The organism is Pantoea sp. CFCC18179 (assembly GCF_059412405.1).
The window spans coordinates 360,165-371,974 of the sequence record NZ_JBNBPM010000003.1 but is presented as its reverse complement, the minus strand read 5'-3'; the positions used below and the strand labels follow the sequence as shown (position 1 = coordinate 371,974).

The window sequence follows — 11,810 nt, the reverse complement described above, 5'->3', positions numbered from 1 at the left end:
AATTGAATGGAATTCAGATCATTTGAAAAATCCTGGGGCGCTGAGATTCTTACTGACGGCAGCGCACGTTTTCGCGTCTGGGCGCCGGGGCAGCAACACATCACCTTACGGCTCGCCGAACAGGATCGCGCCATGCCAGCCATGGAAGATGGCTGGTTCGAGTTGCAAATCAGCGATATAGCCGTCGGCAGCGAATATAATTTCGTACTGGCCGATGGCACCGTGGTGCCCGATCCCGCTTCACGTGCGCAGAAAGATTCCGTCAACGGCCCATCGCTGGTGATCGATCCGCGACACTACCGCTGGCAGAACACCTGCTGGCAAGGTCGTCCGTGGCAGGAAAGTGTGGTGTACGAACTGCATATCGGCACCTTCACACCCGAAGGCACGTTTCAGGCGGCGATAGCCAAACTGCCGTGGCTGGCCGAGCTCGGCATTACGCAACTCGAAGTGCTGCCGGTTTCTCAGTTTGGTGGCAATCGCGGTTGGGGCTACGACGGCGTGTTGCTGTACGCGCCGCATGCGGCATACGGTTCACCGGATGATTTCAAAGCCTTCATCGATGCCGCGCACGCGCACGGTTTGTCGGTGGTGTTGGATATCGTGCTCAACCATTTCGGCCCGGAAGGCAATTATCTGCCGTTGCTGGCACCGGATTTTTTCCATCAGGAACGCATGACGCCGTGGGGCGCGGGGATTGCCTATGATGTCGATGCCGCACGCCGTTATATCGTCGAAGCGCCGCTGTATTGGCTGCAAGAATACAACCTTGATGGTCTGCGCTTTGATGCCATCGATCAGATTGAAGATAGCTCCAGCAAGCATGCGTTGATTGAGATCGCCGAGCGTATTCGCCAGGAAATTAATGATCGCCCAATCCATCTCACCACCGAAGATTGTCGCAACGTGATTTTCCTGCATCCGCGCGATAAGCAAGGCAACGCACCATTGTTCACCGGCGAATGGAACGACGATTTTCATAATGCGGTGCATGTATTCGCCACCGGTGAAACCCACGCGTATTACCAGGATTTTGCCGACGTGCCGGAGAAATTGGTGGCGCGCGTGCTGACCGAAGGCTTTGCTTATCAAGGTGAGCTATCGCCGCAAAGTGGTCAACGTCGCGGCGTACCGAGCGCCAGCCAACCGCCAGTGACGTTCGTTGATTTTATCCAGAACCACGATCAGGTCGGCAACCGCGCACAAGGCGATCGCTTGATCAACCTGGCTGGCAGCGATCGCACCAAAGTGTTGCTGGCGACGCTGCTGTTGTCGCCGCACATTCCTTTGCTGTTTATGGGCGAAGAGTACGGCGAAACCAATCCGTTCCTGTTCTTCACCGACTTCCACGGTGATTTAGCCAAAGCGGTACGCGAAGGCCGCGCCAGGGAATTTACTGGCCATGCCGGACACGACGAAGAGGTGCCCGATCCCAATGCGGAGCAGACCTTCATACGTTCGAAACTCGACTGGGACAAACTGCAAACGTCGTCCGGTCAGGCGTGGCTGGCGTTAACGCGTGAACTGCTGGCGCTGCGTCAGCAATATATTGTGCCGCTGCTGGCGGATGCAGGCGGTCATTGCGGCAAGGTACTCGCCACTGCGCCCGGCTTTGTGGCGGTTAGTTGGCGTTTTCCGCAAGGCGAACTGTCGCTGGCCCTCAACATCGGCAAGACAGCGCAGCGTTTACCACAGATGCCGGGCAACACGATTTTTGCCTGGCCGCAGCAAACGGAAACTTTAGCGCAGCACGCCATTGTGGTGCGTTTGTCCCAGGGAGCATCTGCATGAACATTCCAACCGCCACCTATCGCCTACAGTTCCGTAACGGCATGACGTTTGAGCGCGCCATCGATCTACTGCCATACTTAAAACGCCTCGGCATCAGCCATCTTTATGCTTCACCGATTTTCAGCGCCACGGCCGAATCGACGCACGGTTATGACGTCACCGACGCCAATCAAATCGATCCGGCAATTGGCGGACGCGACGGTTTTGACCGCTTAGTTGAGGCGTTGCAGGAGGCGAATATCGGTTTGATTCTCGATATCGTCCCGAACCACATGGCGGCGTCGCTGGAAAATGCCTGGTGGCGCGATGTGATTGAGCACGGTGAAAACAGCCGCTATGCGCAGCATTTTGATATCGATTGGTCGCGCAAACTGACGCTGCCGTTCCTCGGCGATAGCTTTGAGAACGTGCTGGAAAATGGCGAGTTGAGCGTGCAACCGCATCCTGAAACCGGCAAACCCACGCTGGCCTATTACGACAGTTTTTACCCGCTGACACCGGCAAGTTGGCAGGATCGCGCCGATGTAGTGTTAGCCATCACCGACGCCAAAGCGATCGCTGAACTGCATGCCCAACAACCGTGGCGCTTAATGAGCTGGCGTGCTGCACGCAGCGAGCTTTCTTATCGTCGCTTCTTTGAAATCACCGGTTTGGTTGGCGTACGCGTCGAGGATAAAGCGGTGTTCGCGGAATCCCACCAGCTGATTCTGGAGCTGGTGCATTCTGGTGCGGTGAACGGTTTACGTGTTGATCACGTTGATGGCTTGGCCGATCCGCAGGGCTATTTGCAGCGTTTGCGTAACGCCACCGGCCCGGATTGCTACATCACGGTGGAAAAAATTCTCGCCGCAGGGGAACAGATCCCTGCCGATTGGCCGGTTTCCGGCACCACCGGCTATGAATTTATTGCCGCCCTTTCGCATGCGTTGATTGACGATACGCAGATCGATAGTTTGCATTGGGCTTATGAAGCCGCCGCGGGTCAACGCTATGACGTTGCCGCCGGTTTACGTGCTGCGCGCGAATTGATGGTCGATCGCAATTTCGCCGGTGAATTTTCCCGCCTGGTAAAATTGGCGTCACGCATTGCATTGCTGGAGCAGCGCAACCTGGGCGAAGCGGAATTACATGTTGCCCTGCGCGAACTGCTGCTGGCGTTCCCGGTATATCGTACTTACGGTAATCTGGCTGAGATGCCGAATGAAGGTGAAGAGCTGTTACAGCGGGTGCTGGAGAGCGTGAAGAATAGCGCGTCACCCACAGCCTTGAGCTTGTTGCAGGCAGCATTGTTAGGTGCAGTGGATGAACAAAGTGAAAAGGATGCCGATGAGTTCCGCACCCGCTTCCAGCAACTCACTGGCCCGCTGATGGCGAAATCAGTGGAAGATACGCTGTTCTTCCGCAATCACGCCGCGCTAGCGATCAACGAAGTCGGTGCCGAGCCGTTACCGCACACCTTCTCGTTGGCGCATTTTCATCGTGAGATGCAAAACAGGCTGCAACATCAGCCCAATGGTATTACCTCAACCTCAACCCATGACACCAAACGCGGTGAAGATGCGCGTGCGCGCCTGTATACGCTGAGTGAAGCGCCGGGATTGTGGGCAGAAAATGTGGCGCGCTGGCGCCAGATGAATGCGGGCAAAGTGGTTGAGCTGGACGATGGCCCGGCACCGGAACCCGCAGTGGAGTGGATGCTGTATCAGGCGCTGGCGGGCGTGTGGCCCGCCAATATGCAGCAGCAAGACGTGCTACGACTTGAGGAGCGCTTCCTGCCGTTTGTGGAAAAGGCGCTGCGCGAAGCTAAGCTGCGTACCGATTGGGCTGAAACTAACGAAGCGTATGAAACGGCGGTGATGGATTATGCGCGCCATTTGCTGTCGCTCAACAATCCCCAATTCCTTGACGATTTCAGTCAGTCGTTACGTCCGTTTATTCAGGCCGGATTGATCAACAGCCTGACGCAAACCACCCTCAAATTGACTGCGCCTGGCGTGCCAGATATCTATCAAGGCAGCGAAGCACTGGACTTCAGTTTGGTTGATCCTGACAACCGCCGCCTGCCGGATTTCGGCCTGCTCGCCCAGCAATTAGATGTCGCTACGCCACCGGATTTCACCGAACCGCCTGACTGGCTGAATGGCAAAATTAAACAGCAACTGATTGCACGTTTGCTGCATTTACGCCTCAAGCATCCTGCGTTATTCCGCTTTGGCGATTATCAACCGCTCGAGGTGAGCGGCGAGCAGCGAGATCACGTCATCGCGTTTGCACGGCAATACGGCGATCACGCGTTGATTGTGGTGCTGCCGCGTCTCAGTTTTGCCGGCATCGACTGGTCGCAATGCGTAATCACCTTACCGGAACCTCTCGCCCATTGCCGTTATCGCAATCTGCTAACTGGGGAGAGTGAATTAATCAACGAACAGGTGTTACTGGAGAATGAGCCCTGGTACGCGCCACTGGTGTTAATCAGTTAGCCGTTTGAGAGGTCACCATAAATGGCGACCCTACAAAACCGCGCCCAACATTCGTAGGGTCACCATTTAGGGTGACCACTTACAACATTGGTTAACAGGATTGGAGAGTCTTTGATGTCTAACGATCAATCTTTAACAATAACATCAGGTTCCGCGCTAAAACTCGGTGCGAACTATGATGGCAATGGCGTCAACTTTGCCCTGTTTTCGGCCCATGCCGAGCGCGTGGAACTGTGTCTGTACGATCAAAGTGGCGAGAACGAAATTGCCCGTTTTGATCTGCCGGAATATACCCATGAAGTGTGGCACGGTTACATTCCAGACTTGCAGCCAGGCGCGCTGTACGGCTATCGCGTGCACGGCCCATTCGAGCCAGAAAATGGCCATCGCTTTAATCCCAACAAATTGTTGCTCGATCCTTACGCACGCGAACTGGCGGGTGAATTGCAGTGGGATGAATCGCATTTCGCTTATGACCTGCAAGATGAGGAAAAAGACCTCAGCTTTGATACCCGCGACAGCGCGCCGTTTACGCCTAAATGCCGCGTCATCGATGAAAATGAATTTGACTGGCAGGACGCCAATCGCCCAAATATTCCGTGGTCCAAAACGGTCATTTATGAAGCGCACGTTAAAGGCTTCAGCCAGCTCAATCCGGCGGTGCCAGCCGAAATGCGTGGCACTTATGACGGCATGAGCAATCAGGCTTCGATTGAGTACATCAAAAGCCTCGGCGTGACCACAGTCGAACTGTTGCCGGTACACGGCTTCCCCGACGACCAACACCTGCTGGATCGTGGCCTGAAAAATTTCTGGGGCTACAACACGCTGGCCTTCTTCGCGCCTGCCACACGTTACTTCGGTCCGCGCGGCATTCAGGGCTTCCGCGATATGGTGCGCGCCTTCCACGATGCCGGGATCGAGGTGATTCTCGATGTGGTGTACAACCACACCGCGGAAGGCAACGAGCTTGGCCCAACGTTGTCGTTCAAAGGCATCGACAACTACTCCTATTACCGCACGCTGCCCGATCAGCATCGCTACTACATCAATGACACCGGCACCGGTAATACCGTGAATACTTCGCATCCGCGCGTGTTACAGATGATCCTCGATTCGCTGCGTTATTGGGCGGAATCGATGCACGTCGATGGTTTCCGTTTCGATTTGGGTACCGTGCTGGGCCGCGAGCCTGAAGGCTTTGATCAGCGCGGCGGCTTCTTCGACGCCATCATGCAGGATCCGGTGCTTTCCAGACTGAAACTGATTGGCGAACCGTGGGATATCGGGCCTGGCGGTTATCAGGTTGGCGGCTTCCCACCAGGCTGGGCGGAGTGGAACGATAAATACCGCGATACGGTGCGTGAATACTGGAAAGGCGACATGGTGACCAATGATTTTGCCGCGCGCCTGCTCGGTTCTGGTGACCTGTATGATCAGCGCGGTCGCCGTCCGTGGGCCAGCATCAATTTCCTGACGGCGCATGATGGCTTCACGCTGAACGATTTGGTGTCGTACAACGAGAAGCACAACGAAGCCAACGGTGAAGACAATAACGACGGTCACAACGAAAACCGCTCCTACAATTACGGTGCCGAAGGGCCAACCGATGATGAAGGCATCAACGCGGTACGCGAGCGTCAGAAACGTAACTTCCTCGCCACGCTGCTGTTTTCGCACGGCACGCCGATGATCCTCGCGGGCGATGAATTTGGTCGTAGCCAACTCGGTAACAATAATGGCTATTGCCAGGACAGCGAGATTTCCTGGCTGCACTGGGAAAATCTGCCGCCATCAGCCGATGCGCTGCGCGATTTTACCCGCCATATTTTGGCGCTGAGAGCCAAACAGCCATTGCTGCGCCGTGAAAGTTGGCGCGATGGCATGGAGATTAAGTGGTTTAACGCCGGTGGCGGTTTTCAGCAGGCCGATCAATGGGATGATGGTTCGACGCTCGGCGTGTATCTTGGCCGCGCGGATTTAGAAGTTGAGGAAGGCATTTGGCATGATGTGTTGATGCTGTTTAATCCGTATGAAGGCAATGTGCCATTCCAAATTCCGCAGTTTGGTGAAGGCGGTTGGGTACTGGAATTGAGTACCTCGGATTCGGCGAAGAAAGGTTTGGTGATTACCAAAGAGAAGGATTTCGAATTGGAAGGACGGAGTTTGGCGTTGTTCCGCCGTCCTTGATTGACCTGATTATATAGGGTCGCCGGTCACCATAAATGGCGACCCTACAGATTAAGCGATTTTTGTGGGGTCACCATAAATGGCGACCCTACGGATTACATGGTTTTTGTGGGGTCGCCATTTATGGTGACCAAAAAACCTCGCGATTAGAAATTGACCTTCACGCCCACCATCGCGCTGCTGTCGCTATAACCTTTATCGCCCATCTGCTGACCGATATTGCCCCACAGATTCACGCTGTTGTTCAGCTTAGCATCAACGCCGACTTTCAGCTCGCCGAGATCACGCGCACCCGCTTGCTTCACCGTTACGCCGTTCAGGCTGCTGCCAAAGGTTTCGGTGTTATGAATCCAGTTGGCTTCGATAAACGGTTCGAAGGTACGATTTTTGCCGTCATCAATCGGGTTATGGCCTTTAACGTAGGCGCGCACGCCCAAACGAGTCTGCACATTGTTGTTGCCTTCACCGACTACGCGGGTGCCGTTACGCTCCTGATGATCATCAGCCTGCACGCCCATCCAGGTTGCCTGCGCTTTTGGTTGCAGATAGAAGCTGGAACGCTCGCTCAGATCAGCCATTTTAACGCTGTAACCCGCTTCCAGCGACGCGGTGATCCCTTTGGATTTGTAGCTTTCGGGCGCGATATCCTGGCCTTTCACGCTGTTATCAAACCAGTTGTACAACATCCAGCTATCCACATATGCGCCAGTTTGCTCGGCATTGTCCTGCAACCAGGTTGCGTACACGCCAGTGCTGTAACCGTGCACTTCGCCTTTGGCTGAATAACCGGTCACGGATGAAAGGGTGTTGCTCTGTGCGTTGGCGTATCCGCCCATCACGCCGAGGTGGAAACGATCGTCGCCATTGCTGCTCCATTGCGCGATATCGCCGCCCAACTGCATCACATAACGGTTGCCGGTGGTTTTCAACTGACCAGAACTGTCGCTGAAGCGCGTGTGTCCACCTGCATTACGCAGCCATAAGCTGGTGCTGTGTTTGTTGCCGTCCGCGCCGATGTAATGGGTTTCACCCAAACGATCATCAAGTGAAGTGGTGAACAAGGTGTTCGCCGCCGCGAGGTTGGCCGCGTAGCTGCCGGTTTCTGGACGGGTAATCGGCGCGCTTTTAACTGGCGTAATGCCATCGCCAATAACCGGTGCGCCGCTTTCCCCGCCAATCGCGCCAACCATATCGTCACGCAGTAACCATTTGTTGCCGTCCTGCACCAGATGGTAATCGTAAGCGCCCGCCACAATGCGGCCTTGCTGCGCGAACGTTCCGTTGATGTCGCCGTCAACGCGGATTAACTCGATGCCGTTGAGTGTTTGCGCGCCGGTGCCGCCCGCGTTTTTCACTACGATGTTGCTGTTGCCACTGTAATCGCCGGTGATCACCAGATCGTCAGTGACCGAATCATCGCCCTCTAAATGGGTTTTGAAATCGATGGTGCCATTGTTGCTGGTCAGATTGCCGATGGTCACTTCGCTGTAACCGGTGCCCGGTGCGGTCATATCCAGCGTGCCGTTATCCAGCGTTAAATTATCTACTGCCGAACTGCGCGTAACGTTCCATGCGCTGCCGCTGGAAACGTTCAATGTTTCCAGTGAATCTGTTGCGCCAGTCCAGGCTGAGTTATTGGTCAGATTAATGATGTTTTTTGCGGTGTTGGCACGTTGAATAATTACATCACCGTTAAATGCAGAACCATTGTCGCCGGTTAATTCCACATTACTCATCGTACCGCTGTTATTAACGCCAGCAGAGAGCAATGTTGCGCCCGTTAATAATGAGCCGGAGGTGTTCACTACAGTATCCGCCTTACCTGCAACCAAAAGAACCGTTCCTTCACTAGCGGCTATGCTGCTGTTGCTGAGTGACAAGGTATTATTGCTATCAGGCGTGGAGCTAAATTGTGCGCCGATGCTATTAGCACCGTTGAGCGTAATCTGAGAATTACTCAACGCTAATTGGTTTGTTTTACTGTTACCAATGGCAAGAGCATGAGAGGCCGCTCCGCTATCACTGCTATTAATATTAATACGGACGTTATTGCCAGTGGCCGTACCACCCGCCAATACCTCTAACCCCCGTGCATTGCCAACTTGGTTGATCTCGATATTGTCAAAGGTGGCACTGCCACCGAACGCGACTTGAAATGCGAACAAGCCATTACTGTTGTTAACCTGAACGTTATTTGCCGTCAGTTGGCTATTGGTACCCGAAACAAAAACACCTGAATTATTGGCGTTAATAGTGACACCCTCAAGATTCGCTTTCGAGCCGCCTTCAATATCAACTGCCATGTTTTCAGAATTGATTGTGGTATCCCGGATGTCCAATCGGGAATTCGACAATACCTGAACGGCAGAGTCTGCGGAATTAATCGTGGCGTTACGAATATTCATCTGTGAATTAGTAAACGCCTGAATGGTTCTGGTTGGGCCGGTTGTCGTAATGGTTCCACCATCAAAATTCACCGTGGAATTGGTGCCGTTGGTACGTAAACCGTAAGAGTTAATTCTGTCAGTGAATATAGTAGTGTTATTCAGATTAACCTTGCCGCCATTCTGCGCATAGACCGCCTCAGAAGAGGATCCCGCAGTACTGATGTTGCTGTTATTGATATTGATGGTGCTGCCTGCCCCGGTAGCATAAGCGCCAACAGACATATGTCCTGTGGCTTTAATGACGCTGTTATCTACTGTCATTTGCCCGCCGGTCATCGCATAAAGCGCATGCGCTTTTTCACCAGAAGCTTCAACCGCCGTTTTCGTTAATGTGATATTACCCGCTGCACCTTGTGACCATGCGCCTACAGCGGCTGCCCCAGAGGTTTTGATGGTGCTATTTGTCAAACTCGCTGTACCGTCAGCAGTTTGAACGCCATAAGCCGTTGATCCACTGGTGGAGATGTTCACGCCATCACCTTTTACTGTGCCACCGGTTTTTGCATAGATACCGTGCGCGCGACTACCTTTGGTGCTGATGTCAGTTTGACTCAGCGACACCACAGCTCCTGAATCGGCAAATGCGCCAAATGCAGTACCGGCGCTGGTGGCGATGCTGCCATTACTGAAATCAATCGTGCCGTTGTTGGTTGCACTTAAGCCACGCGAATTTTCTCCCGTGCCCGTTGCAACGATATCTTGCCCATCAACGACAACGGCAGAACCATTCGCCACCACAGTAGAAGCGGCAAATACGTTGGTTACAGGCAACGCCAGGGCTATCGCAACAGCCAAACCTGACAGCACAACCGTTTTTTCCGCCGTACTTGCCACCGCTCTGCGCGATGATTGGGATTTAACTTTGCCTTTAGCCAGCTCAGAGGTGACAACAAACTGCTGCATTGCTGCATTCCAGATAACACGGAAAATTTTATTCATGGGTTTGATCACTCTCAATAATTGCTGCGGCTTAGGGAAACCCGCCAGATTGCAGTGATCTTATGTTGTAGTCCTGTAGGGGAATATGGGAGGAGAAGTGGTGATTTGTAGTCCTGGGATGATCTTTTGTAGGACATTACTGACAGACAAAGTCAGTGTTGGGAATTTGCGCGACATATCACCTAAAGCTTAACGAATGGAAAAATAAATTAACTAAATCTCCCAATCTGCCGATGTTTATTAATCTGCCCTTTTCCCTGAACGGCTTTACAGGGATGCCTTTAGATTAAGGATAATAAGATGAACATCTCGCAACGTCTGTTTCTCACCTTTTCCATGCTGTTTGGCGCGATTATCCTGCAAGCAGTGCTCGCGATTTCGTTGCTGTCGGGTTTCCAGGATCGCTTTGAATATGTGCAAACCAATGCTATTCCTTCGATTAAAGATCTCGGCAAACTGATTGATAACAGCAACCAGCTCGCACTGACGTTATACAAACATAAAAGCCAGACCGATGACGGCAAAATGCCCGCGGTAGAAAATGAAATTCAACAGCAACTGGCTGCTTTGAAATCGCTCACCGATTACTACATGGCGAATGATATTTCCAACGATGAAGATCAACGGCTGACAGAGTTGGCTTACAGCAATATCAACCAGGTAACACAGGCGCTACCGGCGTTTCTTGCGGCCTCGCGTGCGCATCAGAACGATGTCAGTCTGGCATTGATGGAGGGCAATGACGGCATCGGCGCCGCGATTCATCAATTGATCCGCGATTATCAAAAGCAGCTGGTACTGAATATTTCACTCGGCGATAGCCTGCGCGCCACCAATCGTAGCACTTTCCATTCCGTGTTATGGACCACCATCGCGGGCGTGGCCGGCACCGTGGTGATTTTTGGCTTGTTATCGCTGTTCACCGTGTTGCGCATTCGTCGCAGCTTGTCTGCCGCCGGTAAAGTGATGATGGCTGCCAGCGAAAACCTCGATCTGACGCTCAAAGCCGATGAAAGCCGTCGCGATGAAGTCGGTAATATGGCGCACTCGTTCAATATTTTGATGGAGCGGGTTGCCAGTGCTCTGCTTTCAGTCCGTCAGGCTTCGCAATCGGTCAGTAGCGCGTCGGTGCAGATTTCGGCGGGTAATGAAGACCTTTCCGCGCGTACTGAGCAGCAAGCCGCTTCACTCGAACAAACCGCCGCCAGCATGACCGAGTTGAGTGAAACCGTGCGCCAAACCGCCGACAACACCCATCAAGCCAGTCAGCTAGCCGCCAACGCCAGCGGCTTATCCGAGCAAAACAGCGCCTCGCTGAGCACCATGCTATCGACGATGGATAACATCCGTGGCAGTTCACGCAAAGTGACCGAGATTGTGTCGATCATTGAAGGCATCGCCTTCCAAACCAATATTCTGGCGCTTAACGCCGCAGTCGAAGCCGCACGTGCTGGCGAACACGGTAAAGGTTTTGCGGTGGTCGCCGGTGAAGTTCGCAGCTTATCGCAGCGTTCCACCACTGCCGCACGCGAGATTAAAGCATTGATTGAAGAGTCACATCGCCTGACCGAAGCCGGTGCCGCGCAGGCCAACGATGTCGGCCGCAATATGGGCGTAATGAACGATGCGATTCATCAGGTTAGCCAGTTAGTCGAAGAGATCGCGGCGGCGGCGGTTGAGCAGAGCCAGGGCATTCTTCAGGTGCAGCAAGCGGTAAATCAAATGGATGATGTGACGCAGCAAAACGCCGCGCTGGTAGAACAGGCTTCTGCCGCTTCACAGTCGCTGCAACAGCAAGCCGGCAGTTTGAATCAGTTGGTGGGGAAATTTCAGGTTGCGGATGCGGGAATTGCACCTCAATCACCGCTGGTGATGCGTTCGCCTGCACTTGCCAAACCCGCGCGGGTTGCGGTGGTGAACGACGCTGATTGGCAGAGTTTTTAATCCACAAATTCAGGTGCGC

The 11,810-nt window shown here is 53.5% G+C and carries 5 protein-coding genes; 4 read left to right on the top strand and 1 reads right to left on the bottom strand.

Going from position 1 to position 11,810, the window contains the following annotated elements:
• Positions 1–6 precede the first annotated feature (6 nt).
• The 3 genes from treZ (at position 7) to glgX (ending at position 6,461) form a co-directional block, all read left to right on the top strand.
• A complete protein-coding gene (gene treZ, locus ACPUC7_RS09310) occupies positions 7–1,791 on the top strand; it encodes a malto-oligosyltrehalose trehalohydrolase (protein WP_494922693.1) in 1,785 nt (594 codons plus the stop codon).
• Positions 1,788–4,271 (top strand): malto-oligosyltrehalose synthase, encoded by a 2,484-nt coding sequence (treY, locus tag ACPUC7_RS09305; RefSeq protein ID WP_494922692.1) that lies wholly within the window; start codon positions 1,788–1,790, stop codon positions 4,269–4,271. Before treZ ends, treY begins: the two co-directional genes overlap by 4 nt.
• 114 nt (positions 4,272–4,385) lie before the next feature.
• A complete protein-coding gene (gene glgX, locus ACPUC7_RS09300; protein ID WP_494922691.1) occupies positions 4,386–6,461 on the top strand; it encodes a glycogen debranching protein GlgX in 2,076 nt (691 codons plus the stop codon).
• A 146-nt stretch (positions 6,462–6,607) separates the two neighbouring features.
• Here the strand turns inward: glgX and ACPUC7_RS09295 are convergent, their stop codons facing one another.
• Complete coding sequence (locus ACPUC7_RS09295) at positions 6,608–9,811, bottom strand: autotransporter outer membrane beta-barrel domain-containing protein (RefSeq protein ID WP_494922690.1); 3,204 nt, start codon at positions 9,809–9,811, stop codon at positions 6,608–6,610.
• Positions 9,812–10,147: 336 nt separating this feature from the next.
• On the opposite strand from ACPUC7_RS09295, the gene ACPUC7_RS09290 reads away from it, so the two are divergent.
• Positions 10,148–11,791: a methyl-accepting chemotaxis protein gene (locus ACPUC7_RS09290; RefSeq protein ID WP_494922689.1), complete on the top strand. Its 1,644-nt coding sequence runs from the start codon at positions 10,148–10,150 to the stop codon at positions 11,789–11,791.
• The last annotated feature ends 19 nt before the right edge of the window (positions 11,792–11,810 follow it).